Source organism: Streptomyces sp. NBC_00459 (assembly GCF_036013955.1).
In the GTDB taxonomy this organism is placed as follows: Bacteria; Actinomycetota; Actinomycetes; order Streptomycetales; family Streptomycetaceae; genus Streptomyces.
Genome location: NZ_CP107903.1, coordinates 924654 through 950043, shown reverse-complemented (window position 1 = coordinate 950043; position 25390 = coordinate 924654). Strand labels below are relative to the sequence as shown.

At 70.2% G+C, this 25390-nt stretch carries 22 protein-coding genes; 4 read left to right on the top strand and 18 right to left on the bottom strand.

Annotated features, from left to right (window positions below):
- Positions 1-75: 75 nt before the first annotated feature.
- From OHN74_RS04015 to OHN74_RS03965, 11 genes are all read right to left on the bottom strand, one after another.
- Entirely contained in the window at positions 76-1065 is a 990-nt protein-coding gene (locus tag OHN74_RS04015; RefSeq protein WP_327693123.1) for a class I SAM-dependent methyltransferase, read from the bottom strand.
- Positions 1059-1736 carry a class I SAM-dependent methyltransferase gene (locus OHN74_RS04010; RefSeq protein ID WP_327693122.1) on the bottom strand — a complete coding sequence of 226 codons (678 nt, stop codon included), beginning with the start codon at positions 1734-1736 and terminating at the stop codon, positions 1059-1061. The genes OHN74_RS04015 and OHN74_RS04010 overlap by 7 nt, the downstream gene beginning before the upstream one ends.
- Positions 1737-1821: 85 nt before the next feature.
- Positions 1822-2622 carry a glycosyltransferase family 2 protein gene (locus OHN74_RS04005; RefSeq protein ID WP_327693121.1) on the bottom strand — a complete coding sequence of 267 codons (801 nt, stop codon included), beginning with the start codon at positions 2620-2622 and terminating at the stop codon, positions 1822-1824.
- Entirely contained in the window at positions 2619-3770 is a 1152-nt protein-coding gene (locus tag OHN74_RS04000) for a hypothetical protein (protein ID WP_327693120.1), read from the bottom strand. The genes OHN74_RS04005 and OHN74_RS04000 overlap by 4 nt, the downstream gene beginning before the upstream one ends.
- A gap of 5 nt (positions 3771-3775) precedes the next feature.
- Positions 3776-5329, bottom strand: a complete 1554-nt coding sequence (locus OHN74_RS03995; protein WP_327693119.1) for a lipopolysaccharide biosynthesis protein — start codon at positions 5327-5329, stop codon at positions 3776-3778.
- Positions 5292-6173 carry a chain length determinant protein gene (locus tag OHN74_RS03990; protein ID WP_327693118.1) on the bottom strand — a complete coding sequence of 294 codons (882 nt, stop codon included), beginning with the start codon at positions 6171-6173 and terminating at the stop codon, positions 5292-5294. The genes OHN74_RS03995 and OHN74_RS03990 overlap by 38 nt, the downstream gene beginning before the upstream one ends.
- Positions 6174-6224: 51 nt before the next feature.
- Positions 6225-7358: a non-hydrolyzing UDP-N-acetylglucosamine 2-epimerase gene (gene wecB / locus OHN74_RS03985; RefSeq protein ID WP_327693117.1), complete on the bottom strand. Its 1134-nt coding sequence runs from the start codon at positions 7356-7358 to the stop codon at positions 6225-6227.
- Positions 7359-7361: 3 nt separating this feature from the next.
- The gene (locus OHN74_RS03980; RefSeq protein ID WP_327693116.1) at positions 7362-8621 is read right to left on the bottom strand and encodes a nucleotide sugar dehydrogenase; all 1260 of its coding nucleotides are present in this window, start codon (positions 8619-8621) and stop codon (positions 7362-7364) included.
- Positions 8621-9391: a WecB/TagA/CpsF family glycosyltransferase gene (locus OHN74_RS03975; RefSeq protein WP_327693115.1), complete on the bottom strand. Its 771-nt coding sequence runs from the start codon at positions 9389-9391 to the stop codon at positions 8621-8623. The genes OHN74_RS03980 and OHN74_RS03975 overlap by 1 nt, the downstream gene beginning before the upstream one ends.
- Positions 9388-10554 (bottom strand): hypothetical protein, encoded by a 1167-nt coding sequence (locus OHN74_RS03970; RefSeq protein ID WP_327693114.1) that lies wholly within the window; start codon positions 10552-10554, stop codon positions 9388-9390. The genes OHN74_RS03975 and OHN74_RS03970 overlap by 4 nt, the downstream gene beginning before the upstream one ends.
- A gap of 311 nt (positions 10555-10865) precedes the next feature.
- Positions 10866-11465 (bottom strand): acyltransferase, encoded by a 600-nt coding sequence (locus OHN74_RS03965; protein WP_327693113.1) that lies wholly within the window; start codon positions 11463-11465, stop codon positions 10866-10868.
- A gap of 261 nt (positions 11466-11726) precedes the next feature.
- Here OHN74_RS03965 and OHN74_RS03960 point away from each other — a divergent pair, with 261 nt between their 5' ends.
- Positions 11727-12833 (top strand): NAD(P)/FAD-dependent oxidoreductase, encoded by a 1107-nt coding sequence (locus tag OHN74_RS03960; RefSeq protein WP_327693112.1) that lies wholly within the window; start codon positions 11727-11729, stop codon positions 12831-12833.
- A gap of 188 nt (positions 12834-13021) precedes the next feature.
- Positions 13022-14422 (top strand): cytochrome P450, encoded by a 1401-nt coding sequence (locus OHN74_RS03955; RefSeq protein WP_327693111.1) that lies wholly within the window; start codon positions 13022-13024, stop codon positions 14420-14422.
- Between the two features lie 244 nt (positions 14423-14666).
- Here the strand turns inward: OHN74_RS03955 and OHN74_RS03950 are convergent, their stop codons facing one another.
- Genes OHN74_RS03950 through OHN74_RS03930 form a run of 5 tightly spaced genes read right to left on the bottom strand, consistent with a single transcriptional unit; the run spans position 14667 to position 19647 of the window.
- The gene (locus OHN74_RS03950) at positions 14667-15548 is read right to left on the bottom strand and encodes an SDR family oxidoreductase (protein ID WP_327693110.1); all 882 of its coding nucleotides are present in this window, start codon (positions 15546-15548) and stop codon (positions 14667-14669) included.
- The gene (locus OHN74_RS03945) at positions 15545-16591 is read right to left on the bottom strand and encodes an acyl-CoA dehydrogenase family protein (protein WP_327693109.1); all 1047 of its coding nucleotides are present in this window, start codon (positions 16589-16591) and stop codon (positions 15545-15547) included. Before OHN74_RS03945 ends, OHN74_RS03950 begins: the two co-directional genes overlap by 4 nt.
- A 9-nt stretch (positions 16592-16600) precedes the next feature.
- Positions 16601-17731 (bottom strand): acyl-CoA dehydrogenase family protein, encoded by a 1131-nt coding sequence (locus tag OHN74_RS03940; protein WP_327693108.1) that lies wholly within the window; start codon positions 17729-17731, stop codon positions 16601-16603.
- A gap of 3 nt (positions 17732-17734) precedes the next feature.
- The gene (locus OHN74_RS03935; RefSeq protein ID WP_327693107.1) at positions 17735-18499 is read right to left on the bottom strand and encodes an enoyl-CoA hydratase family protein; all 765 of its coding nucleotides are present in this window, start codon (positions 18497-18499) and stop codon (positions 17735-17737) included.
- Between the two features lie 56 nt (positions 18500-18555).
- A complete protein-coding gene (locus OHN74_RS03930) occupies positions 18556-19647 on the bottom strand; it encodes an NAD(P)H-dependent flavin oxidoreductase (RefSeq protein WP_327693106.1) in 1092 nt (363 codons plus the stop codon).
- A 147-nt stretch (positions 19648-19794) separates the two neighbouring features.
- On the opposite strand from OHN74_RS03930, the gene OHN74_RS03925 reads away from it, so the two are divergent.
- Entirely contained in the window at positions 19795-20670 is an 876-nt protein-coding gene (locus tag OHN74_RS03925; RefSeq protein ID WP_327693105.1) for a CoA transferase subunit A, read from the top strand.
- The gene (locus tag OHN74_RS03920; protein ID WP_327693104.1) at positions 20667-21431 is read left to right on the top strand and encodes a CoA-transferase subunit beta; all 765 of its coding nucleotides are present in this window, start codon (positions 20667-20669) and stop codon (positions 21429-21431) included. The genes OHN74_RS03925 and OHN74_RS03920 overlap by 4 nt, the downstream gene beginning before the upstream one ends.
- Before the next feature lie 39 nt (positions 21432-21470).
- On the opposite strand, the gene OHN74_RS03915 is transcribed toward OHN74_RS03920, so the two are convergent.
- Together OHN74_RS03915 and OHN74_RS03910 are read right to left on the bottom strand one after the other, a co-directional pair.
- Positions 21471-23519 (bottom strand): non-reducing end alpha-L-arabinofuranosidase family hydrolase, encoded by a 2049-nt coding sequence (locus OHN74_RS03915; RefSeq protein WP_327693103.1) that lies wholly within the window; start codon positions 23517-23519, stop codon positions 21471-21473.
- A 100-nt stretch (positions 23520-23619) separates the two neighbouring features.
- The gene (locus tag OHN74_RS03910) at positions 23620-25236 is read right to left on the bottom strand and encodes a glycoside hydrolase family 43 protein (protein WP_327693102.1); all 1617 of its coding nucleotides are present in this window, start codon (positions 25234-25236) and stop codon (positions 23620-23622) included.
- Positions 25237-25390: the final 154 nt, after the last annotated feature.

Below are 25390 nucleotides of genomic sequence, written 5' to 3'. Positions count from 1 at the left end.
CCGAAGGGGCGCGGGGAACTGCGCGACCAGCCACGACGGCGCCGCAGCCGGCCGCCAGCAGATCGAGGCACCCCCTCAGCCCGCTGCCGTACTCCGAGGCCGACACACCATGGCCACGAAATCGTGCCCCACATCAGAAAGCACCGCGTCCTCCGCGGCAAAGCACAACTCCAGCAGCGCCAGCGTCTCGGGCTCCTGGTCAAGGAAGTTGTGTGCGATCCCCGAGAACGCGATGTGCAGCACCGTACCCCCGTACGGCCGTTCCTCGACGACGTCGAACTCGCGCCGCAGGCCCGGCAGCAGCGCCGCCGCGTCGACCGCCTCCGAGGGATCGTCCAGCACCATCGACAGTCTGCTGGGCCGCACGACACGGTGCTTGATCCGGCCGTCGGCCAGGCGCCGCCGTTCCTCGGGCAGTTGGGCCAGGAGGTCGTTCGCCGCCTCCAACTGGCCGTCGGTCCACTGGAACCGGGTGGGACCGACGAACTCGTCGACCACGAACGTCCCGCCGGGCTCGATCAGTTGGGACAGTCGCGGCAGGGTCTCGTCGAGGTCGTCGAAATGGTGCAGTGACTGCAGACCCAGCAGTACGTCGAACCGTTCCCCGTCGCCGGTCATCCGGTTGACGTCACTGACCCGGAAGCGCAGGACGTCGGCGAGGCCCTGCTCGGTGGCGGTGCGGGTGGCGAAGTCGATCCGCTGCTGCGCCACGTCCACGCCCTCCAGGAGGCCGAACGCGCCGGTCCTCGCCCAGAGAAGTTCATTGCCGCCGGTGCCGCACCCCAACGACAGGCCCCGCAGATCGGTGCGTGGCGCGAGATGCTCGGCGGCCACGTACTCGGGAAAGGAGGTGTCGGGGTCGCCGGTCATCAGCAGGTTCCAGCGTTTGACGACCGCCGGTATCGCCCACCACTCCGTCAGCGACGGGTCGACCCGGGACCAGTGCTGGACGACTCGCGCACCGCCCCGCACCCGTAACTTGGCCAGTACCGGGTCGAGTTCTAATCGCCGTACCTTGCGCAGTAACCGGTCCGCGTCATGTCTGTTGACCAGGTTGTTCAGCATACGGGCTCCGTTCTGACGGCTATGAGTGACTTCGGGGCACCGAGCACCCGCTCGCTGAGAAGCACCGAGTCGGGGAACAGATAGCGCATTTCGGTGCGGGTCAGCAGCTCGATGTTGATCACCGCGTCCATCGCCGACTCCGGGCTGTCGGGGCGGCTGTGGACCAGCGGCCAGCGGCGTACGAGACGTGCCCTGGCGGCCAGCGGCAGGAACTGGAAGCCGGGCGCCACGAAGTGGGGCTCGACGGGGAAGTACCGGTACGGCGTCTGGATCCAGTGCAGCGGCGCCAGTGACTCGACGGCCGAGACGAACTTGCGGCGCTGGCTGTGGCCGCCCACGTGCTCGATCGTCGAGTTGGAGAACACCAGGTCGTAGCCGCCCTTGGCGCTCAGCTCGGCGGCGACCGTCTCGTCGGTGACGTCGGCGACCTCGGCGGTGATCCAGTCGGGCAGTTCCGCGGGGTGTTCCGCCAGGTTGATCAGGTGGACGTGCTTGGCGCGCACCGGTGCGCGCAGCCACATCTCGGCCGTCCCGCCCAGGTCCAGGACGCTCATGTTCTCGATGCCGGGGAAGCACCGTCGAAACCGCTCCCAGCGGGCGATGCGCATGCGTTCGCCCAGCGAGCCGGGTGCGTCGACGAACTTGTTCCTGAGGGCGCGGGAGCGGGGCATGGGATCAACCACCTGTGTTCGGAACGGGAGAGGGACGGCGGGGGAGGAACAACGGTCGGCGTAGCAGGGCGGCTTCATCCGGCTGTCACCACTCGGTGTAGAAGCTGGCCGGGTTCACCAGGTATCGGACGGTGGGGTGGGGCACATGGAGCACCCGGTGCCTGCGGGCGTACCGGTGGATCAGCTCCCAGTCCTCCCGGGGCATCACCTCCGGTGTCCGGCGCAGGCGGCTGAAGTGCAGGGAGCGATTGCGGCGGGCGACGAAGGCGTTGGTGTCCAGGAAGGACTCGCGGGCGGCCCTGCGCCGGTCGTAGGGCACCGACAGGATGTCCTTCTCGCTGCCGTCGGGCAGGACGCGGCGCAGCGCCGTGTAGACGCCGTCGGGGCCGCCGGGGGACTCCAGGACCGCCAACGCCCGTTCCAGATGGTCGGGTTCCCACAGGTTGTCGTCGTCCAGGAACGCCACGTACCGCGAGCGGCCGAGGCGGATGCCCACGTTGCGCACGACTCCCGCCACGCCGGTGTTGTGGTTCAGTGAAACGGCGAACAGCCTCGGGTCGTCGGGGAGTTCGCCGGGCAGCCCGGCGCCGTCGTCGACCACGATCACGACCTGGTCGCGAACGGTCTGGTCCAGAGCCGAGCGCACCGCGGCACACAGCGCCTCGGGACGTCGGTGGGTCGCGATCACCGTGGTGACCAGCGCCGAGGGCGGCGACGGCAGGCCGGCGGCGAGCCGTCGGGTCTCGGCGGCCTCGATCCGGCGCAGCCGCACCGCGGTGGGGGCCAGCAGGACCTTGTTCCTGACCTCGAAGAGCACCAGCCAGCCGAACAGCGCCTTGAGCAGGGTCCAGGGCGCCCGTGCGACCCGGCGCACGAACCCGCTCACGACGACGGCTCCGGCTGGATCAACCTGCCGTCGGACATCCGGTTGTTCCGCCACACGTTTCCGGCACCGCCCGTGTTCCAGTGGGCGACGACGCCGTATCCGCCGGAGGCGGGGTGGTACTCCGTCGAGAAGATGTTGTCGGTGACCCTGATCCCGGTGGCGCCGGTGCTGCCGCCGTACAGGGCGTAGGCGCCGCCGGCTATCCAGTTGTCGTCCACGGTGACGTTGCGGACCACGCCGGTGTCCGCGAACAGGCCGATGCTCCCCGAGGCGCCCTGCTTGAGGCTGGTCGGGTTCAGCAGGGTGTTGTGGCGGATGATCAGGTGGCCGGTGTTGCCGCCGCCGCTGATCACCGTGTTGGTGTGCTGCCACTCGCCGCCCAGGTTGATGAACGGCTCGATGTCGTGCACGTAGTTGTCGTGCAGGTTCCCCTGCCCCATGGACAGGGCGTCGCCGAACACCGAGACGTCGCACCAGCCGACCTCGATGGAGCTGACCCCCATGTTGGACACCGCGTAGTCCACACCGCCGTTGTCCGGACCCTTGCCGGGCACGGCCGTGATGGTGGAGTGCAGGACCTTGAGGCCGCTGAAGCCGGGGCGAAGGTTGATGCCCCACCAGTTGTCCGACGTGATCCTGGTGTCGATGACGGTGACGTTGTTCGCGTAGATGTCGAGCGAGCCGGTGATGTCCCGGCCCCGGATGACGAGACCGTCGGTACGGATGGCCCAGTACCCGGTGTTCTGGGGCTTGAGGGCGATCCGCGGGCCGGTGGTGTCGGCGTCGGGGAAGCCGCAGTCGCCGGGGGAGGCGCAGCCGGTCCTGGCCGCCGGGGCGCCGGACGCGCTGCCGGTGCCTGCCGTCGCGGTCGGTTGCCGGGGCGGGGTGGGCCTGGTGGTCGGGGTGGGCTTCTTCGTCGGGGACGGCGAGGCGGTGGGGCTGCTCGTCGCCTCGCCGACAGTGGCCGACGGAGTGGGGCTCGCAGGCGGCGAGGACCCGCTGGTACGGCAGGTCGGCCCGTCGTCCGTGCAGTCCTGCGACGCGGACCGGTCGTCCGATCCTGATCCCGAGCAGGCCGCGCCGAGGACCACCAGCAACGCCGCGAGCAGCAGTCCCACGAGCGAGTTCCGGCTGATGCGCGGTGACATCAGGTTCACCTCATGTCCTCTTGGGGAGGCCGGACCGGTGCGGAGGACCGGTGTCGGCCGCGGTGGGGCCGGTCGCCGCCGTCGACACCGCGCAGGAAGTCGCGGCTGGGCAGTACGCACAGCGTGTAGCCGGCCAGGGCGATCGTGCTGATGGCGAGAAGCGCGAGCCGGCCGTCGCCGAACAGGCGCTGGAGGCCGAGGACGATCGCGGCCATCACGGCCCCGCCGAAGAAGGGCCACGCGCAGGCCCTGGCGACCCGGCCGAAACCGATGCCGCCACGGTGCAGGGCGACCAGGAACACGGGCACCACCAGGCCGCCGGCGACCAGCACATGGGCCTGCGCGACCCCGACGATTCCGTTCAGACGGGCGGCGACGAGAAGCACCGGGACCAGGGCCGCCAGCCACAGGCCCTGCACCAAGAAGAGCGACCGGCGCTGTCCGATCGCGACCAGGCAGTCGTAGGCGAGTTCACTGCCGATGCGGATCAGGCCGAGGACCATCAGCCAGGGCAGTGCCGCGGCGGCGGGACCCCACCGGTCTCCGTAGATCGTCACGATGGCCGGCTCCGCGAGGCAGGCCAGCAGGACGCACAGCGGGACGGTGCCGGTGATCACCACACCCAGCGCGCGGCTGAAGCCCTGGGCGAGCGCCTGCGGTGAGTCGGCCAGGCGGGAGAAGCCGGCGAAGGAGACCCGGCGGGCGGCCTCCGAGATGATCCGCACGGGCCAGCCGGACATGTTGAAGGCGAGCACGTAGAAGCCCAGGGAGACACTGCCCAGCGTCGCGCCCACCACCATGGTGTCGACGTTGACCACCGCGAGGGCCAGCATGCTCGCCCCCGCCAGCGGAAGCCCGAACCTGAGCAGCGCCCGGGCCTGATCGGGGTCCCAGCCGAACTTCAGGGTGCCCGGCGCCGCCAGCGCACAGCCGATCAGCGTCACGACGTTCCCCGCCACGGCACCCCAGGCGAAGCTCATCGCGCCCCAGCCCTCGAAGGCCAGCAGCAGCGTCACCGAGGTGCTGACCACGAAGTTGAGCGCGTCGACGATCATCCGCTTGCCCTGGGCGAACTCCCGGGTGAGGAAGCCGGCGGGCACCTGCGCCACCCCGTCGATCACCACGCACAGGCACATCACCCGCAGTACGTTCGCCGCGTCCGGCGAGCCGAGCAGGCCCGCCACCGTCGGCGCCGCCGCGAACAGCGCCACGTACAGCAGGCCGCTGGAGAGGGCGCTGAGGGTCAGCACGGTCGGCGCGAACCGCCGTGCGTCGCCCTCCCAGCGCACGATGGCCAGGCCGACGCCCAGTTCGTTCGCGGACAACAGGACCAGCAGCACGGTCTGGGCGATGCCGTAGACGCCCCACTCCGCCGGTCCGAGGGCGAAGCGCGCCAGCAGGATGCCGGTCGCGAAGTTGCCCAGCCGCATGACGACGGTGTTGATCAGGCTCCAGCGGGCAGCCGAACGGACCTTCCCGCCCAGGGAGGGGGCAGCGGCCGGAGCGGGCGTGCTGCTGGGTTCAGCGGTCCCGCTGTCCGGTGTGCGAACGCTGTCCATGAGTCGACTCCTCGTCGAGCGGCTCGGCGGCGGGTGCCACGACCGTGGCGGCCCGTCCCGCTCTCGGCTCCGCGGCGGGCCTGTTGGCGGACCGCGCCCAGGCGGGCGGGGTGCGCAGAGCGATCGTCTGTTCCGCGACCGACTCCTCGGCCGCCGGCCGGGGGGCGGTGGCACGGGACTCGGCCGCCGGCTCCGGCTCGGGCGCGTCGACCGACGGTTCGGGTTCCTCGGAGTTCGCCGCCGGGCGCGTTCGGCGGCGAGCCTCCACGTAGAAGACGGCGACCAGGCTCAGCACCAGGCCCATGCCGCCGGCCATGATCATGTACTCGAGCCGGGTCTTGGTCTGCGCCACCGGCGGCTGAGGGACCACGATCGTCATCATCTGGATCATGGCCTTCGGCTCGACCGACTGCTGTTCCTGGAACTGCTTCAGCCGGTCCGTGGCATACGCGGTCAGGATGCGGTCCGAGGCCAGGACCGCTGCCTTGTCGGTGCCGGTGACCGTGAGCCACATCAGCGGCCCCTGGGCGTTGTCGGCGATCTTGGCCTCGAACGTACCGGTGGCGCCACGGGACTTGAGTTCCCGGACGGAGCCGTCGGAGTTGAGGTTGCGGGCCAGGCTGTCGGCCATGCCGGTGAGCGAGGTCTGCGTGCTGAGGAAGGGATTGCCGCCGTAGGCGACGGTGGCCTTCGGGGAGTTCAGCAGCTGCACCGTGCTCTGCGACTGGTAGGTGACCGGAACGAGCAGTACCACGGCGGCCACCATCCCGGCGGTCAGCAGCAGTCCGGGCAACAGGACGTACCAACGCCTGCGCGTGACACGGAAGATCTCAGCGAGATCCATGGCGGTCCCCCATTGCGGCCAAATGTTCTACGAGCATGTGTTTCAAGCGGATCATATGGGGAACGTGCCGTCCACGGTTCTCGGCAGGTCGGTCGGTCTCTGCCGGGTGCTCGCGGTTCCCCCCTCCAGCAGCACATCGGCGATCCGGTCGCTCGCGCGGCCGTCCCACAGCTCGGGTCTGCGCGGTGCGGGCGGAGCGTCCAGCACCCGGTTCACGGTGGACACGATCCGCGCCGGATCCCGGCCGGCCAGCACATTGGTGCCCTGCTCGACGGTGATGGGCCGCTCGGTGTTGTCCCGGAGGGTCACACACGGCACACCCAGTGCGGTGGTCTCCTCCTGGATGCCACCGGAGTCCGTCAGCACGACGCGGGCGGAATCCTGCAGGGCGATGAAGTCCAGGTATCCGGCGGGCGGTACGAGCCGGATGCCCCCAGGGACGCCGATCTTGGCCAGCTTGTCCGCGGCCCGCGGATGCACGGGCAGCACGAGCGGCAGGCGGCCCGCGATCTCTCCCAGGGCCTTCAGCAGCCCGGTGAGGACCTCGGGGTCGTCCACATTGGCCGGCCGGTGCAGGGTGACAAGGCCGTACTCGCCCTTGGCCAGGCCGTATTCGTCCAGGACGGCGGAGGCTCTGGCCCGCTCCAGGTTCGCCAGCAACGTGTCGATCATGACGTTGCCGACCAGGTGGATCTGGTCCTCCCGGTACCCCTCCGCGCGCAGGTTCTCGACGGCGTCGGGCGAGGGGGCCAGCAGATAGTCGCTGACCCGGTCGGTGGCGACGCGGTTGACCTCCTCCGGCATGCTCCAGTCGCGGCTGCGCAGGCCCGCCTCGACGTGCGCCAGCAGCGGCCCGGCCTTCGCGGTGACCAGGGCACAGGCCAGGGTGGAGTTGATGTCGCCGACCACCACGACGATGTCCGGGGACACCTCGTCGAGGAGCGGTTCGAACGCGGTCATCACGCGCCCGGTCTGCTCGGCGTGGCTGCCGGAGCCGACCCCGAGGAAGCGGTCGGGCGGCCGGATGCCGAGGTCGGCGAAGAACACGTCGTTCATCGCCGGGTCGTAGTGCTGGCCGGTGTGGACGAGGAGCACCTCTGTGCCCCGGCGTTCCAGGGCGTCCATCACCGGTTTGATCTTCATGTAGTTGGGTCGCGCCCCGGCGACGCAGACGACTCGCGTCATGGTTCAGAGCACCTCGATCGTGGGTCCCGCGGCCAGCCGTCGGCGGCAGTCGAGGACAAAGGGGGCGTGTTCGGTGATGAGTTCGTAGTCGAAGCTGTCGTGGTCGGTGAGCAGGACCACCACGTCGGCGGCCGACAGCTCCTCCGGGGTCGGTTCGACCCGTACCAGCCGGCTGTCCACCGGCAGGCTCTCGACCACGTGCGGATCGGCTGCCCTGACCTGGGCCCCCGCGTCGAGCAGAAGCTGGGAGATGCGCAGGGCGGGCGACTCGCGGGCGTCGCTGGTGTTCTTCTTGTACGCCAGACCGAGCAACAGGATGCGTGAGCCGTTCACCGCACGGCGTCTCTCGTTGAACAGGTCGCTGATGCGTCGGGCCACGTACTCGGGCATGTGGTTGTTGATGTCGTTGGCCAGCTCCACGAAGCGGAAGCTCTGGCCGAGTTCGCGCTGCACCCGCCAGGACAGGTACGAGGGGTCGATCGGCAGGCAGTGGCCGCCGACACCCGGTCCGGGCGTGAACTTCATGAAGCCGAAGGGCTTACTGGAGGCCGCGTCGATGGCCTGCCAGACGTCGATGTCCAGGTGGTGGGCGAACATCGCGATCTCGTTGACCAGCGCGATGTTCACATGCCGGAAGGTGTTCTCCAGCAGCTTTGCGAGTTCGGCCTCCTTGGGCGAGCTCACCGGCACGGTGGTGTCGACGAGTTGCGCGTAGAAGTCCTGCACGGCCTTGAGCGAGGCCTCGTTGACCCCGGACACGACCTTCGGGGTCTCCTTGAAACCCCAGACGGCGTTTCCGGGGTCGATCCGCTCCGGGCTGTACCCGAGGTGGAAGTCGGCGCCCGCGCTGAGGCCCGAGCCGTCCTCCAGGATCGGCGCGAACAGCTCCTGGGTGGTGCCGGGGTAGGTCGTCGACTCCAGGACGACGGTGGCCCCGGGGCGCAGATACCGGGCGAGGGTGACCGCCGACTCCCTGATGTAACGGAGGTCGGGCGTGCCCTCGTGCAGCGGGGTCGGCACGGTCACCACGGCGATGTCGAAACCGCCGCAGTCACGGGCCGACTCGCTCGGGCGGTACGAGCCGTTGTCCAGCGCCGCGCGGATCCGCTCGGAGGAGACGTCCTCGACGAACGACTCACCGGCGGCGAGGGTCTTGATCCGCCGGGAGTCGACGTCGTAGCCGATCACCTCGTGTCCGACCTCGGCGGCGCGGATGGCCAGCGGAAGGCCGACGTATCCCTGTCCGACCACGACTACGCGCATCAGTTGCTCCTGTTCGCGGAGGCGGGCGACGGGGTGAGCCGGATGAGCTCCCGCGCCGTCATGAGAAGGAAGGCGGCATTGGTGGTGAGGTAGCGCCGGCCCAGGCGGCGCGGTTCCTGCAAGGCGCGGTAGAGCCACTCGACTCCCCACCGCTGCCAGACCTCGGGGGCCCGCTTGGTGATCCCGGCCAGGATGTCGAAGGAGCCGCCGACACCGTGCACGACGCGGGCGCCGGTGTGTTCGCCGTAGGCGGCGGTGAAGATCTCCTTCTTCGGCGAGGTCATGCCGAGGAACAGCATCTGGGCGCCGCTGTCGGCGATCGCGCCGGCGATGGATTCCTGCTGGGAGTCTGCGAAGTAGCCGTTGCGGCTGCCGGCCACCTTCAGGCCGGGGAAGCGGTCGGCCACCCGGCGCAGCATCTCCTCCAGCACTTCCTCCTTGGCGCCCAGGAAGTACACGGACATGCCCGCCGTCTCGGCCTCGGCAAGCAGCCGCATGAACAGGTCGATACCGGCCACCCGTTCCGGCAGCGGGGCGCGCAGCACCCGGCCGGCCCAGACAACGGCCTGTCCGTCGGCGACGACGAGATCGCAGCCCGACACGGCGTCGGCGAGCCGCGGGTCGCGCCGCATGTTGACCAGCTTCGCGGCGTTGACCACCCCGATCTCCAACTGTCTGCCCTCACGGACAGCTTCGAGGCAGCGCTGCACGGTCTCGTCCATGGTCAGCGGGTCCAGCTCGACCCCGAACAGGGTCCGGCGCTCGCTCATATTCGTCCCCCCAGCCAGGCGTGGAGCATCCAGCCGAATTCGTACGGCCGGCATTCGCGGTCCACGGAAACCGGGCGGTACACCCGGTCCAGGGACTTCAGCCGGAGGTTCGGAGCGACTCGGGTACCGAGTCCCCGGGCGGCGCGTACGGCCTTCTTCGGGTCGCCCCGGTAGACCTTGCGCCAGGTGACGCCGAGCTCGTCGAGGATCATCGACTCCTCGTTCCCGGCGGCCAGTTCTGGCACGTCCGTCATCCAGCGCAGGCCCTTGCGGATCGACGCGCCGAAGTCGCTGCCGCCCGCGTCGGTCAGATCGAACAGGGCGGTCGGCGCCATCGCGTGCTGGTGGACGCTGTAGACCGGGTAGCCCTCCACGACACCGCCGGTGCGCGCGTCGTAGTGCCACCACCACTGCCCGCCGTCGCCCTGCAGCTCACAGATGCGCGCCGCACACGCCTCGGAGGCGGCCAGCGCCTCCGGATCGCCGTCACCGTCGCCGCTGGCGTGTGCGCGGGCCAGGGCCTGGAGCGGATACGTCTGGTCGGCGAAGCAGGACACATGCGACCGGTACCAGGGCACCAGGCCGGGTCCGGTGGCGTGCGGGAACAGCGGGCTGTCCCCGATCCGGGCCCGCAGAAGGCGGTCGCGAGCTGCGGTGAAACGTCTCTCCACATCGACCGTGCTGCGCGCCGCCGCGAGGGCGGACAACACCCATGCCGCCTCGACGGTGTACTGCGGCCGGCCCTCGTCGTCCAGTGCGTCGACGCGCGCGAGCGCGTCGGACAGTTTGGGGTGGTCGGTCTCGGCGGCGGCCCACGCGATGAGCGCCGCGTCACCGAGGTTGGTCACCGTGGGTAGCGACTGGACCAGCAGACCCGTGAACTCCTGGGCCGTGTGCCCGCCGAGCACCGCGCGCTGGCGGTCCTCCGGGAGGTACTGGGCGCCCAGCGCGGTGATGGCCGCGTACCGGGTGCTGGTGCCGCGCCGCTCCAAGGTCCAGGAACCGCCCGGGGCTTCCCGGCCGACCATGGTGAAGACGAAGGCTTCGCCGCCGGGAAGCAGCATCGACGGCAGCCCCGACTCGGCGAGCGCGAGGAGGCGTTGGGCGAGCGCGAGCAGCGGTGGTTCCTCACGACCGAGCGCTGTCAGACGTGTGGTGGTCATGGTTTGGGCACACCAACCCCCCTGTGGGTCCTGTGGTGAACAGACTGGTGAGCGCCACGGCACGGCATGGGCGCGCGGCGAAGACAAACGTCGGACATCGGGCAATGGACGTCAGGAATCAGACATCAGACAGCAGGTGTCGGACGTAAGGCGTCGGAGCGGTTGTCGCTCCTCGCTTTTGGCACAGGCGTATCCACCCGGTAACCCCCCCTGGGCACTGGTCAGTGTGCTCATTGTGCTTGGTCTGCATAGTTCGCACACATGTTATGCCTGTAGATGTTCGAAGATTTGCGTTTTGTGGGACGCAAAAGTTACGCGCGCTCGACGAGCTCGTTGTCCTTCTCCTCGTACAGCGCGCCCGTCTCGGGGCACTCCCATACGCCCGGCGCGTCTTCCCGCTCGGTGAGCCGTACGCCGGCCCGGCCGACCCAGCCGATCCGGCGGGCCGGAACGCCGACCACGAGCGCGAAGTCCGGTACGTCCCGGGTCACCACGGCGCCCGCGGCGACCAGCGCCCAACGGCCGATGCGCACCGGCGCCACGCACACCGAACGGGCCCCCACCGACGCACCCTCGTCGACGACCACCGCCACGGCCTCCCAGTCGCCGCCGCGCTTGAGCCGGCCCTCCGGGTCCACCGAGCGGGGGAAGTGGTCGTTGGTGAAAACCGCCGCAGGGCCGACGAACACCCCGTCACCGAGCACCGCGGGTTCGTAGACCAGCGCGTAGTTCTGGAGCTTCACGTTGTCGCCGATCCGCACCCCCGGGCCGACATACGCTCCCCGGCCCACGATGCACCCGCTGCCCAGCCGGGCGTCCTCCCGTATCTGGGCCAGATCCCAGACCGTCGTCCCGTCGCCGATCGTGGCCGTTTCGTCGACCTGCGCGGTCGGCTGGATCCTGGAGCTCACCTGGTTGAACCTTTCTTCTCACCGGGCAACAGCAGTGCTTTCACGGGATCACCATACTTACGCCGGATCAGGGGGTGACGGTGACGGCCGGAGCCGGCGCCGTATGCCGTGAGAGCGGGCATCCGCGCCGTCGCTTCACAGAATGCACACCGAAGTTCATCAGCTCTTTAAGTTTCAAGCGCTACGCTCTGCGTCAGTCGAGTGTCCACGCGCCCCCCACGCCCGGGTACTCGCTCCCCCCACAGGCACAGGAGACTCGGTGTGCGTGACGGCGACGTAGTGGTGATCGGCGGCGGCTATGCCGGCGTGCGGCTGGCGAAACGACTGGACGAGACGGCGAACGTCACGTTGGTGGACCGCAAGGAGGTCTTCTTCCACCGTATTGCCTCTCTGCGCGCCGGTGTGCATCCGGAATGGACGGTCACTCCGTTCATTCCGTACGACCGGCTGATGAGCAACGGCCGGGTGGTTGTGGGCAAGGCGGTCCGCGTCGACACCGCCGAGCGACAGGTGGTGCTGGCCACGGGCGAGCGACTCCCGTACGACGTGGTGGTGATCGCCACCGGCGCCGACTACCCCGAACCGGCCCGCTTCACCGGCACCACCGTCGAGGAGGCGGCCCGGTCGTTCGCCGGGCACCAGCGGAACATCGCCGCCGCGGAACATGTCCTCGTCGTCGGCGGCGGGCCCTCCGGCGTCGAACTCAGCGCCGAGATCCGCCTGGCGAGGCCCGACGCCCAGGTCACCCTCGCCCACTCCGGGCCGGCGCTGCTTCACGCCACGGGCAGCGAACGGGCCGGGAACAGGGCCCGCGCCTGGCTGGAGGCCCATGGCGTGGAGGTCCGGCTCGACTGCTTCATGTCGCCCGGCAACGACTTCGGCACCTATCGCGACGCCCACGGCAACGTCATCGACGCCGACCGCTCCTTCTGGGCCACGGGCATCACCCCCAACACTTTCTGGCTGCGCATGGCCGGTCACAGCGACTGGCTGAACGCCTCCGGGCATGTGAAGGTCGACCGGACGCTTCGGGTCGAAGGCTGGCCGGACGTGTTCGCGGTCGGCGACGTGAACGACGTCAGCGAACTCAAGATCACCCCCGTCGCGCTCGCCCAGGCGGACCTCGCCTTCCACAACATCCGCGCGTACCTTCAGGGTTCGGGCAGACACCGCAGGCAGCCGCGCTTCTACCGCCCCATCCACCGCACCCCGCTGGTCGTGCCGTTCGGCTCCTCCGACGGAGTGACCATGGTGCCCGTGCCGGGCGGCGAGACCGCGGTCCTCGGCGGCCGTACCGCCACCCTGGCGAAGGCCAAGACCCTCATGACCCCGTACATGAGGCGCCAGCTCGGCTATACGGCGGCCTGACCCCTCTCGCGTGAAGAGGATGTGGAGGCCTCGCGGCGGCCATGTGGAAGCCGTCTTCACCGGGTCCTCAACTGTGGGTTGTGCCCCCGTTGTTACTCTGCCGTATGCCCTGCGGTAGGGTCCCCACCGTTTCCAACTACCGGCTGGACGTGTGCCGGTACGGGGAGTGTTGGAGGGGCGGCGAGACGATGAAATCCCAGTGGGGCGACGGCGGATCCGTGGATCTGCATGGCACACGGTTAGAGGAGTTGGCTCCTGAACCGCTGCTGACCAGGGACTACGAGACGCGTCCCGCGCTCGTGTACGAACGGCTGCGGCAGCGGCACGGCCCGGTCGCACCGGTCGATCTGCTGGGCGTACCCGCCTGGCTGGTCCTGGGCTACCAGGAGTCGCTCCAGGTCCTCCAGGACGACGACGGGTGGCCGAAGGGGCTGGAGAAGTGGCGGGCCCGCTCGGAGGGCCGAGTGCCCGCCGACTGGCCGCTGGGACCGTCCTTGGAAGTCAACCATGTGCTGATCCAGGGCGGCCCCGGATACCGGCCGTTGCGGGCGGCGTGGGACGTGGCGCTGAAACCGTTCCAGGATCCGGGCCACCCCCAGGCGAAGCGGTTGAAGAGGGCCGTCACCGGCTACGCCGACGAACTGATCAGCCTGATGGGCCAGGGCGGCAGCACGGGTCTGGCGGATCTGTCCGCCCAGTTCTCCCGGCCCCTGCCGCTGATGGTGGCCAGTCGTCTGCTCGGCTTCCCCGGTTCGCAGGGCGACGACGCGCTGATGGACATGTGGCGGGTGCTGGACGCGGGGCCGGACGCGGAGCCCGCCCTGGAGCGGCTGCTCGCGACACTGGCCGAACTGGCGGCGGTGAAACTGGAGAAGCCCGGGGACGACTTCCCGTCGTACCTGATCGCGGCGCATCCGGAACTCTCGCTCGACGAACTGGCCCGCGAGCTGTTCATGCTGCTGGGCATGACCTCCGACCACGTCGGCATCCTCATCTCCAACACGGTGGTCGAGGTCATCTCGGGCGAGGGAGGGGTGCGGGCCAGTCTGTCCGCCGGGATGGTCAGGGAGACCATGAACCGGGTGGTCATGCGCAAGCCGCCACTGGTCAACTTCGTGCCCCGCTTCGCGGCCAGGGACACGGCGCTGGGAAACTACACGATCCGGGCGGGCGACCCGGTGTGGGTCTCCTCCGCCGCGGCCCACGCCGACCCCCTCTTCGCCGAGAACATGTGCCCGAGCACCACGGTCAGCACCCGGGCGCACCTGTCCTGGGGTGCCGGCCCACGCCAGTGCCCGGCGCGCGAGCTCGCGTCGACGGTGGCGTCGGTCGGAGTGGGCCGGCTGTTCGAGCGGTTCTCGCACCTGGACCTCGCCCTGCCCGTCGACCAACTGCCGTGGCGTTCCTCGCCGTTCATGCGCGGCCTGCGGTCGCTTCCGGTCCGGTACGAACTCGCCCCGGTGCCCGAGCGACGGTTGGCGTACGACCCGGCGACGCAGTCCGCCGAGACGGAGCTGCCGGACTCGTCGGCGAGGCAGCGCTCCTCGCTGTGGCGCTATCTCACGGGGCTGATCCGCACCGGCCGCTGACGTGGCCGTTGCCTCCGGCCGCGCCGTTGAACGCGCCGAGGGTTTCGCGTGACCTCGGCTCGGTGGCTCGGTGGTCCGGTGGTCCGGCCACCGGACCACCGGCGGCGACCGTGTCGCGGTGGCGCCGGTTCGGGCTTGCTGGGCGCTTCCAGGAGGGGCCGGGCCGAAGTCTCCGCGCGCACCGGCGCACGCGGGCGGACGGCCCGGCGGCCGAGCGCCAGGGCCGCGTATCCGTAAGCCGCCCTCAGGCGCCGTACACCGGCGTGGGCGAAGGCGCTTCGGTGAGCAGCCCGCGCACCGCCGGGCCTATCTCATCGGGAGTCCAGCGGCGGTCGCGCACCCGCTGGGGTCCGTGCTGCCAGCCGTCGGCGACACCGATCGTGCCGCCCTCGGCCTCGAAGACACGGCCGGTGACGTCACCCGACTCGGCCGAGGCCAGCCATACCACCAGGGGCGATACGTTGCCGGGGTGCGGGGCGTCGAAGCCGGACTCCGGTGCGCGCATCTTCTCGGCGAACGCCTCGACCGCCTCGGTCATCGGGGTGCGCGCGGAGGGGGCTATCGCGTTCACGGTGACGCCGTACCGGGCCAGTTCGGCGGCGGCGATCACGGTGAGCGCCGCGATGCCCGCCTTCGCGGCGCCGTAGTTTCCCTGGCCGACACTGCCCATCAACCCCGCGCCCGAGCTGGTGTTGACGACGCGGGCCTCGACCGGCCGTCCCTGCTTGCTCAACTCCCGCCAGTACGCGGCAGCGTGCCGCAGCGGCGCCGCATGCCCCTTGAGATCGACCTTCAGGACCAGGTCCCAGTCCGCCTCGGTCATCGAGACCAGCATCCGGTCCCGATTGATGCCCGCGTTGTTCACCAGCGCGTGCAGCGTGCCGAACTCGGTGACGGCCCGCCCGATCAGCCGCTCCGCGTACCCCCAGTCGCTGATGTCGCCCAGATCGGCGACAGCGGTGCCACCGGCCGCCCCGATCTCCTCGGTCACCGCCTTCGCGGCCTCGCCCAGGTCGTTGACGACGACCATGGCTCCCGCCGCCGCCAGTGCGAGGGCGTGTTCGCGACCGAGACCCTGGCCCGCTCCGGTGACGACGACGACCCGATCCCGACAGATTCCGTTCATGTGTCCGCCCCTTCGCTGGCGATGCCGGCCGCTCCGGCGATGCCCAGCCGCCGCGCGATGAACTCCCGGTGCTCCGTCGGCCCGCCCCAGTCCGCGGCCAGTGCCCAGGCCCGTTTGGCGTACAGATGGAGGTCGTACTCCGTGGTGTATCCCATGGCGCCATGGCACTGGATCGCCGTACGGGCCGCCTTCCGGGCCGCTTCCGAGGCGAGCACCTTCGCCATCGATGTCCGTACGGCGGTCTCCGGATCCCCGGCCGCCTGCGCCCAGCCCGCCGCGAGGACCGCCGGCCGGGCGAACCGTACGGCCAACTCCACATCGGCCAGGGCGTGTTTGACCGCCTGGAACGAACCGACCGGTACGCCGAACTGGTGCCGCTCCCGGACATGGGCCACGGTCAGTTCGAGCATCCGCCCGGCGAGCCCGACCAGCAGGGCGGCTGTGGCCAGCACCCCGCGGCGGTACACGACGGCCAGCTCATCGGGCCCCTCGGCGAGCAACAGCCCGCCGCCCGCCGGAGCGTGGACCCTGGCCAGCAGCCGCGAGCCGTCCACCGACCCGACCGGCTCGGTCTCCACCTCGTCGCGCGGGTACAGGCGCAGCCCGTCGCCGTGGGGTACGGCGATCAGGTCGGCGCGTGCGGCGAAGGGGACCGGGGCATCGGGGGCGAGGGACACCGTGAGCAGTGCCGATCCCCTCAGTACGGAAGGGAGCTGAGGCGCGCCCGCGGCGGCGAGCAGAGGGGCGCCGACCGCCACCGTCTCGGCGGCGGGGACCGGCAGTCCGCTGCGGCCGAGCGTCTCCAGCAGGGGCGGAAGCGCGTTCTCGTCGAGACCGAGGCCGAGATCGTTGCCGTCGGTGTTCTCGGGCACCAGGGCGCCGGTGACACCGACCCCGGCCAGCGTGCGCCACACGGCGTCGACGCTCTCGGTGCGGCCACCCGGCCAGCCTGCCCGGATCTGCTCGGCGCCGGCCTGCTTGGCCAACACCTCACCGGCGGCTTCGGCGAGAGCCGTGTCCCGTTCGGTTACGGCGAAGCGCATCGCTTCCGGTCACCTCCTCGGCAGGCCGAGCAGCCGCTCGGCGACGATGTTGCGCTGGATCTCGTTGGTGCCTGCGTAGATCGGGCCCGCCAGCGAGAAGAGGAAACCGCGGCTCCAGGGCCCGTCGACCTCGGCCTCGGGGCCGAGCAGATCGTTGGCCGTCTCGTGCAGGGCGATGTCGAGCTGGGACCAGAACAGCTTGTTCAGGCTGGACTCGGCGCCGATCTGCCGACCTTCGACGATCGAGGTGACCTGTTCCAGGGTGAACAACTCATAGGCCTGGGCCTCGATCCACGACTGCACGACCCGGTCCCGGTGAGCCCCCGGCCCCTTTGTCCGCGCCAGGTCGAGCAGCCGGTCGGCGGTGTGCAGGAAGCGGCCGGGGGAGCGCAGGGTCAGCCCGCGCTCGGACCCGGTCGTCGCCATCGCCACCCGCCAGCCCTCCCCGACCCCGCCGAGCACATCGGCGTCGGGCACGAGGACGTCGTCGAGGAATACCTCCGCGAACCCCTCGTCGCCGTCGAGGCGTTCGAAGCCGCGGACCGTGACACCGGGCGCGTCCAGCGGAACGAGGAAGTAGGTGAGGCCGCGGTGCCGCTCCGCCTCCGGGTCCGTACGGAAGAGACCGAAGAGATGTGTGCAGAAGGCGCCGCGGGTCGTCCAGGTCTTCTGGCCGGTCAGCCGCCAGCCACCGGCCCCCTCGTCGCGGACCGCCCGGCTGCGGATGGCGGCGAGGTCGCTGCCCGCGCCGGGCTCGGACCAGCCCTGCGCCCACAGGTCCTCGGCGGCGGCCATCCTCGGCAGGATGCGCCGCTGCTGCTCCTGCGTACCGAACGCGAAGACGGTCGGGGCCAGCAGGAAGATGCCGTTCTGGGTGACCCGGGCGGGCGCCCCGGCCCGGTGGTACTCGTCCTCGAAGACCAGCCACTGCCACAGCGACGCGTCCCGGCCGCCGTACGCCTCGGGCCAGGACACGACCGACCAGCGGGCCTCGAACAGCGTGCGCTCCCACTCCAGATGGGCGGCGAAGCCCTCGCGGGTGTCACCGGACGGCAGCGGGTTCCCGGGGACGTTCGCCGCGAGCCATCCTCGCGCCTCCTGCCGGAACTCCTCCTCCTCGGGACTCCAGGTGAGATCCACGGTTCACCCCTCCCCGTCCGTACGGCCGCCGAAGGCGTCGCGGACCTCGGCGGCGACGCCCGACAGGTTGATCTCGAAGGTGAAGCCCTGTTCGTAGCGGTAACTGCGCTTGACGTCCCACAGGTCGATGCCGTTGAACGCCTCCTTGGCGGCGCGGATCACCGCCGGGTTCTTCGCGGCGATGTCGGCGGCGATCTCCAGTGCCCGCTCCCGCAGCCGGTCGACCGGGACGACGTCGAACACCGAACCGAAGGCGTGCAGTTCGGCGGCGGACGCGGTGGCGCAGGTGTACATCATCGCCCTGGCCCTGTGCTGCGGGACCAGTCGGGACAGGTGCGTCGCGGCGCCGAGCGCACCCCGGTCCACCTCCGGCAGCCCGAAGTAGGCGTCCTCGGCCGCGACGATCACGTCCGAGTTGCCGACCAGGCCGATCCCGCCGCCCAGACAGAAGCCGTGGACCGCGGTGACGACCGGCACCGCACAGTCGTAGACCGCGGCGAACGCGGCGAAGCAGCCCCGGTTCACCCCGATGACGGCGGTGTGGCCGGTGTCGGCCTGCAACTCCTTGATGTCCACACCGGCGTTGAACCCGCGGCCCTCGGCACGCAGCAGCACCACGTGCACGTCCGGGTCGCGGCCGAGCTGTTCGACCGTCTCCGCCAGCTGGTACCAGCCCGCCACCGGCAGCGCGTTGACCGGCGGGCAGTCGACGACCACCTCGGCGATCCCGCGCCCGTCGACGGCGGCCCTGATGATTTCCGTGCCCATGGGCTCTCTCCCTGTGTCGCGGGCCGGATCGCGGCGCGGCCGACCGTGGTCACCGGTCACTGTTTCGCTCCGGCGGTGGTCAGACGGGTGAGGACGGCGTCGGCCTCCGCGACGATGCGTTCGACGAGTTCGGCGCAGCTGGGCAGGTCGTCGATGACGCCCGCGACCTGGCCGGAGGCGAGGGTGCCCAGGTCCGTCCGGCCGTCGACCATGCTCGCGCGCAGCATCATCGGGGTGTTCGCCGCCATCACGACCTGGGACCAGCCCAGTTCATGTCCGCGCCGCATCGCCAGTCCCTCCCGGACCAGGTCGGACCACGAGGTGCCGGAGACCTTGCGGAACGCGACGGCGTGCCGCAGCGAACGGACCAGGCGCGCGGGCGCCCGTTCCCGCAGCAGCCGTTCCACCGCCTCGGTGCGCAGGACGCGCTGGGGGATGCCGTCGAGGACCGGGGTGACGACGGTGTCGGTGACGCCCCGCCCGAGGTACTCGGCCTTGACCGAGTCGCGCACGGTGCTGTCGCTGGTCAGCAGGAACCGCGTGCCCATCGCGATGCCCACGGCACCCTGGGCGAGTGCGGCGACCAGCCCCCGCCCGTCGCGGAAACCGCCGGCCGCGATGACCGGGATGTCGACGGCGTCCACGACCTGCGGGATCAGGATCGAGGTGGGGACGCCCCCGGTGTGACCGCCGCCCTCGCTGCCCTGCACGACGACCGCGTCCACGCCCCACGCCTGGACCTTCTCGGCGTGGCGTCGGGCGCCGATGGACGGGATGACGACCAGCCCGGAGTCCTTCAGCTCCCGGACGACGCGTTCCTGCGGGGCGAGCGCGAAGGACGCGATCCTCACGCCCTCGCGCACCAGAAGGGCGCCGCGCTCCAGGACGTCGGGGGAGTCGCCGCGCATGTTCACACCGAACGGCGCGTCGGTGCGTTCCCGGACGGCACGGATGGCGTCCCGGGTCTCGTCGAGGGAGAGCGTCGCACTGGCCAGGATGCCGAGCCCGCCGGCCGCCGCGGTGGCCGCCGTCAGTTCCGGGCCGGACACATACCCCATGCCGGTCTGCACGATGGGGTAACGGACGCCGACCAGGTCGCACAGCGCGGTGTGCAGGGCGGGATGGACAGGGGCGATGGGGGCGCTCATACCGGGTCTCCTTCTCGCGCCGCTCGCCGGGCGGGGACGAATCCTCGGGCCCGGCTTCCCGAGGGGGTGTCGGTCTGGTCAACGTAACCTAACAAGTGTTTGATAGGTAAGACTCCGTAAGGGTGAGAGCGTGGGAGGGATCTGTCCATGGGTGACAAGTCGATGTCCCTGGAGGACTTCGCCGGCACCGTCGAGTCGGGCATGACGATCGGAATCGGCGGCTGGGGATCGCGGCGCAAACCGATGGCACTGGTGCGTGAACTCCTGCGCACCGACGTGCGCGACCTCACCGTCGTCACCTTCGGCGGCCCGGACGTGGGGCTGCTGTGCGCGGCGGGCAGGGTCCGCAAGCTCGTCTACGGCTTCGTGTCGCTGGACAGCATCGCCCTCGACCCGCACTTCCGGGCCGTACGGGAGCGGGGTGGTGTGGAGACCGCCGAGTACGACGAGGGCATGTTCGTCACCGGCCTGCGGGCCGCCGCGAGCCGTCTGTCCTTCCTGCCCACCCGCGCGGGCCTCGGCTCGGACGTCCTCACGATGAACCCGGATCTGGTGACCATCGCCTCCCCGTACGCCGACGAGGAGTACGTCGCGATGAGGGCACTGCGGCTCGATGTCGCTCTGGTGCACGTCAACCGGGCCGACCGGGCGGGCAACGCCCAGTACCTGGGCCCGGACCCGTACTTCGACGACCTGTTCGCGATGGCGGCCGACCGCTGCTACGTCAGCACCGAGCGGATCGTGGAGGCGGGGGACCTGCTGGCCGGCGGCCCCGCGCAGTCACTGCTGATCAGCCGTCTCTTCGTCGACGGGGTCGTCGAGACACCCCGGGGCGCCCACTTCACCTCCTGCGATCCCGACTACGGGCGGGACGAGGCCTTCCAGGCGCACTACGCGTCGGCGGCGCGGGACGCCGACTCCTGGCGGCTGTTCCGCAAGACGTTCCTCGACGGCGACGAGCAGGCGTACCAGGAGGCCGTGGCGGAGTTCCACGCCAACCGCGGACAGGAGGAGGGACGATGACGGAGATCACCCGGGCCGAGGTGTGTGCCGCCGCCTGCGCGGACGTGTGGCGAGACGCCGGGGAGGTGCTCGCGCACACGGCCGGTGTGCTGCCCTCGGTCGGTGCGCGCCTCGCCCGCCTGACGACCAGCCCGGACCTGGTACTGACCGACGGCGAGGCTTACTTCATGAGCGATCCGCCGCCGCTCGGCCGAACAGCGGCGGACGGGGGCGTCGTCGAGGGGTGGGTGCCGTACCGACGAGTGTTCGACATCGTCGCCAGCGGCCGGCGCCAGAGCATGATGGGGGCCAGCCAGATCGACCGGTACGGGAACCAGAACATCTCGCTGATCGGCGACTGGCGTCGTCCCACGCGGCAACTCATCGGCGTACGCGGCGCCCCGGGCAACACGGCCAACCACCGCACCGACTACTGGGTGGCCCGGCACACCCCGAAGGTCTTCGTCGAGAAGGTCGACGTGGTCTGCGGGGTGGGCAACGACCGTGCGCGCGGCGGCAAGGGGCTGCGATTCCACCACCTGGGCGTGGTGGTCACCAACCTCGCGGTCCTCGACTACGGGGACGACGGGCGTCTGCGCGTGCGCTCGCTGCACCCAGGCGTCACCGCGGAGGAGGTCCACGCGAACACCGGCTTCGCGCTCGACGCGACCGACGCCCCCGAGACCCGCCTGCCCGACGAGACCGAACTGCGGCTCATCCGGGAGGTCGTCGACCCGCGAGGGCTGCGCGATCGCGAGGTGAGCCGGGGCACCGGGTCGTAGGACCCGGCACCCCGGCTCGTCATCGGGACCGGAGGTCCGTCAGCAGTTGGAGTTGGTCTGGGTGAGCAGGCCCAGGCGCCAGGGCAGGGTGTTGTAGTCGCCGGTGGCGTTGGGGTTCATGCCCTGGTACAGGTACTGGAGCCTGCAGGCGGGGATGGTGAGCGTCTGGTCGTAGCCGGCGCGGATCATTTCGCCGTGGCTGATGTCCCGGGTCCAGGCTCCGGCGGGGAAGGCGGTGTTGTTCGCCCGGGCGAAGGGGTTGCTCTCGGTGGCGGCCAGGGGCGTCCAGGAGCCGGCGAGACTGCCGGATGTCCAGGAGCGGAACCAGCGCCTGCCGTCGGAGCCGATGGCCTCGACGAGCATCAGGTACTGGTTGGTGCCCTGCACCTTGTAGATGTTGCTTGCCTCCCACAGGGCGTACCTGTTGGAGTCCTGGGCCACGATGACGGTGTTGGTGAAGCCGTTCGGGAACTGGCCGACGGTTGTCTGCGAGCGGTACAGGTGGCCGTTGTCGTCGGAGGAGAACAGGTAGCAGTTGGCGCTGTCGCAGATCACCCACATGTCGACCCAGTAGCCGTTGCCGATGTTCTGCCTGATGATGTCCGGCATCGAGGAGTAGAAGTTGCGCGGTGCGCTCCACCCGTTGGGGTTGCTGATGTCCGGGTTGGTGGAGTACGAGGCGTTGCCGGTCTGGTAGACGAGGTACCACAGGCGTTGCGGGGCGTTGTAGAACACCTGGGGTGCGGCCCGGTAGCCGGTGCCGATGGCGGTGCGGTCCAGGTAGTGGTGGGTGGCCGAGCCGGCCTGTGACCAGTCGGTGAAGCTGAGGTACGCGAGGTTGTAGCCGCCCGCGCTCGCGGTGCTGGCGAACACGTGGTACTTGCCGTTGTAGTGGACGACCGTCGGGTCCTTGAGCGCCGCGATGTTGTGGGTCGAGTCCGGCTTCGGCCCGATGAGCGCGCCGCTGGAACTCCACTTGAAGCTGCCCGGCAGGGCTGCGGCCTGGGCGCCCGAGCGGGTGCTCGCCGGCTGCGTCGCCGCGGTGGCCGCGCTGCCGCCCATCGCGGTCAGCGCCGCGTTGTACGCCGCCTTCTTGTTGCCGTTGCGGTCGAACAGCAGCGGGTTCTCGTTGCTGCGCCAGGAGTCGCTGTCGCGGATGCCCCACACGGTGATCCCGGTACAGCGGGCCACGTTCATACACGCGCGGACGGTGTTGGTGTAGGCCGACGAGGATGCCTGGGCGATGTCGAGTTCGGTGATCTGTACGTCCACCCCGAGCGCCGCGAAGCTCGACAGCGTGGTCTGGAAGTTCGACGGCGGGCCGCCGGCGCCGAAGTGGGACTGCAGGCCGACACAGTCGATGGGCACTCCGCGCGCCTTGAAGTCGCGCACCATGCGGTAGACGCCCTGGGTCTTCGCGTCGTTCCAGTTCTCGATGTTGTAGTCGTTGTAGCAGAGCTTGGCCGCCGGGTCGGCGCTCCGAGCGGTACGGAAGGCCTGCTCGATGAAGCCGTCACCGAGCAGGTTCTGGAACACCGAGGAACGGTGGGCGCCGCTGCCGCCGTCGGCGAACGCCTCGTTGACCACGTCCCACGAGTGGATCTTGCCCTTGTAGCGGCCGGCGACCGTGTTGATGTGGTTGTTCATCACGCTGCGCAGCGTGTTCGCGTCGGTGATCGAGCTGACCCAGCTGGGGAGTTGGGAGTGCCAGACCAGGGTGTGGCCGCGCAGGCGCTGTCCGCGGGCCGTCGCCCGGTTGACGATCTGGTCGGCGGAGCCGAAGGTGAACGAGTTGCGGGAGCGCTCGGTGGCGTCCCACTTCATCTCGTTCTCGGGCGTCACCGAGTTGAACTCACGGTCCAGGATGCCCGTGTACGTGCCGTCGCCGAGCCTGCCGGCGGCCACCGCGGCCCCGAAATACCGCCCGGACTGCGCCGCCTGCGCACCTAACGTCGATGCCCGGACGTCCGCCGTGCCGGCGTCCGTGGGCACGGCCGTGGCGGTCGTGCCGGTCGCCATCAGCGCGGTCGCGGCCAACAGGCCGAGCGCCGGTGCCCGACGCCGACTTGTTCGCTTGAGAACGGTCATCTGCTCTCCTTGTACGGTCGTGTGCGGATGCGGGATGCGGGATGCGGGATGCGGGATGCGGGTGCGGATGTGTGCCGATCGCCGTGTGCCTGCGGTGCGGTCAGGGTGTGGACAGCTCGAAGCGGGTGATGCGGACCGAGCCGCCGAGCGCCTGCGTGGCGTGGTTGAAGAGGGCGAAGCGGTAGCCCATGAAGAACTGCCAGCTGTTGCCCATGGTGAAAGCGGGCCCCAGACGGACGAAGTCGACGCCGTCGGTGCTGTAGGAGAACGTCCCCGGACGCGACGAGCCGGGCCGGATGTCGGCCGTCGCGCGCAACCAGACCCGGCCCCCGGAGACGCCGGCGCCCGCGGCCTCGTACCCCGTACTCGTGGTGTTCCAACTGCCGTCCATGGTCAGCCCGTTGACCATCACCACCCGGGTCGCACCGCCGTCCCGCCTGATACCGATCCAGGCCGAGGAGTCACGCAGGAGCGCGAGTCCGGCGCGGTCCCCGTCGCGCATCGCCGAGAAGTCGAGCTGGACGGTGGCGGTCGAGGTGGGGCCCTGGATGCGGTGGGTGAGGGTGTTGCGGGCCCAGTACAGGTCGTTGGTGACGGTCGCGGTCCGCAGGGTCAGTCCGTTGGCGACCGACCACTTGGTGTTGTCCGGGTTGTGGTTCCACTCCCACTTCGGCTTGAGCGTCGTACCGTCGAACGTGTCGACGCCCGTCATCGGGGCGACCTGCCGGGGCGGCGACGGGACGACGGGGCCGGGATACGACGTGCCCCATCTGCCGTTCACGAGCTGTACGACGGGCCAGCCGTCCGAGGTCCAGGTGACCGGGGCCAGGACGGGGACCCGGCCGCCGGGGAAGGCGTCCACGAAGGCCAGGTAGTACCAGGCACCGTTCTGTGTCTGAACCAGCCCGCCCTGGTGCGGGACGCCGCCGCCGGAGATCGGCCCGGGCAGGTCGAGGAGGACCTGGCGCAGGGTGTACGGGCCGAAGGGGCCGCTCGTCGACTTCAGGATGTACTGGCCGTTGGCCGGGCGGGTCAGGAAGATGTAGTGGTTCCCGTTGATCCGGTAGAAGCGGGAGCCCTCCAGGGTGCCGATGCTCGACGGCGTGCTGAACACCTGCTGCGCCCGGACCTGAGTACGGCCGTCCGCCGAGAGCTGGGCGACGCTGATGGTGCTGTTGCCGTACGCCACGTAGAGGGTGTCGTCGGTGTCGACGAGCAGACCCGCGTCGTAGTAGGCCGTGTTGAGCGTCGTGAGCCTGTTCCAGGGGCCCTCGACATTGGTGGCGGTGTAGACGTAGGTGCGGGCGAAGTCGATCTGGCCGAGCCAGTAGAAGGTGCGGTTGCTCGGGCGGTAGGCGAGCGACGAGGCCCAGATGCCGCGTACGTAGCCGCGGGCGCCGTTCAGGTCGTACTTGGACCCGAAGTCCAGGACCGGCACGGAGTGACCGGCGAACTCCCAGTTCACCAGGTCGTACGAGCGGAGGATCGGCGCCCCGGGGGAGTAGTGCATCGTCGACGCCGAGTAGTAGTACGTGTCGCCGACACGGATGATGTCGATGTCCGCGAAGTCCTGCCAGAGCACGGGGTTCGCGTACTGCGCGGCGGTGGCCGAAAGCGTCTGTGCGGCTGCTGTTCCGGGCAGGGCCGCTCCCACGACCAGGCCGGTCGCCGCGGTCAGCGCGGTCCGACGCGTGCGGGGTTGATGTAGCCATGACATATGAGCGCTCCTCTTGTCTGGGGGCTAAGAGGTGTGCGAAGTCGGGTGGCGGAGGAGTTCGGCTATCAGTGTTCGCCATATCGAACATTGGCCGTGTCTTCGGGCATCTTGGATACTAGGAGGCGCGTGGCGTGCGTCAATACCTCTCGCATCA

Bases quoted from the DNA above. Each gene is read 5' to 3' on its own strand.
- OHN74_RS04015 (WP_327693123.1), bottom strand. From the start codon at position 1,065: ATGCTGAACAACCTGGTCAACAGACATGACGCGGACCGGTTACTGCGC.
- OHN74_RS04010 (WP_327693122.1), bottom strand. From the start codon at position 1,736: ATGCCCCGCTCCCGCGCCCTCAGGAACAAGTTCGTCGACGCACCCGGC.
- OHN74_RS04000 (WP_327693120.1), bottom strand. From the start codon at position 3,770: ATGTCACCGCGCATCAGCCGGAACTCGCTCGTGGGACTGCTGCTCGCG.
- OHN74_RS03995 (WP_327693119.1), bottom strand. From the start codon at position 5,329: ATGGACAGCGTTCGCACACCGGACAGCGGGACCGCTGAACCCAGCAGC.
- OHN74_RS03990 (WP_327693118.1), bottom strand. From the start codon at position 6,173: ATGGATCTCGCTGAGATCTTCCGTGTCACGCGCAGGCGTTGGTACGTC.
- wecB (WP_327693117.1), bottom strand. From the start codon at position 7,358: ATGACGCGAGTCGTCTGCGTCGCCGGGGCGCGACCCAACTACATGAAG.
- OHN74_RS03980 (WP_327693116.1), bottom strand. From the start codon at position 8,621: ATGCGCGTAGTCGTGGTCGGACAGGGATACGTCGGCCTTCCGCTGGCC.
- OHN74_RS03975 (WP_327693115.1), bottom strand. From the start codon at position 9,391: ATGAGCGAGCGCCGGACCCTGTTCGGGGTCGAGCTGGACCCGCTGACC.
- OHN74_RS03970 (WP_327693114.1), bottom strand. From the start codon at position 10,554: ATGACCACCACACGTCTGACAGCGCTCGGTCGTGAGGAACCACCGCTG.
- OHN74_RS03955 (WP_327693111.1), top strand. From the start codon at position 13,022: ATGAAATCCCAGTGGGGCGACGGCGGATCCGTGGATCTGCATGGCACA.
- OHN74_RS03950 (WP_327693110.1), bottom strand. From the start codon at position 15,548: ATGAACGGAATCTGTCGGGATCGGGTCGTCGTCGTCACCGGAGCGGGC.
- OHN74_RS03945 (WP_327693109.1), bottom strand. From the start codon at position 16,591: ATGCGCTTCGCCGTAACCGAACGGGACACGGCTCTCGCCGAAGCCGCC.
- OHN74_RS03935 (WP_327693107.1), bottom strand. From the start codon at position 18,499: ATGGGCACGGAAATCATCAGGGCCGCCGTCGACGGGCGCGGGATCGCC.
- OHN74_RS03930 (WP_327693106.1), bottom strand. From the start codon at position 19,647: ATGAGCGCCCCCATCGCCCCTGTCCATCCCGCCCTGCACACCGCGCTG.
- OHN74_RS03925 (WP_327693105.1), top strand. From the start codon at position 19,795: ATGGGTGACAAGTCGATGTCCCTGGAGGACTTCGCCGGCACCGTCGAG.
- OHN74_RS03920 (WP_327693104.1), top strand. From the start codon at position 20,667: ATGACGGAGATCACCCGGGCCGAGGTGTGTGCCGCCGCCTGCGCGGAC.
- OHN74_RS03915 (WP_327693103.1), bottom strand. From the start codon at position 23,519: ATGACCGTTCTCAAGCGAACAAGTCGGCGTCGGGCACCGGCGCTCGGC.
- OHN74_RS03910 (WP_327693102.1), bottom strand. From the start codon at position 25,236: ATGTCATGGCTACATCAACCCCGCACGCGTCGGACCGCGCTGACCGCG.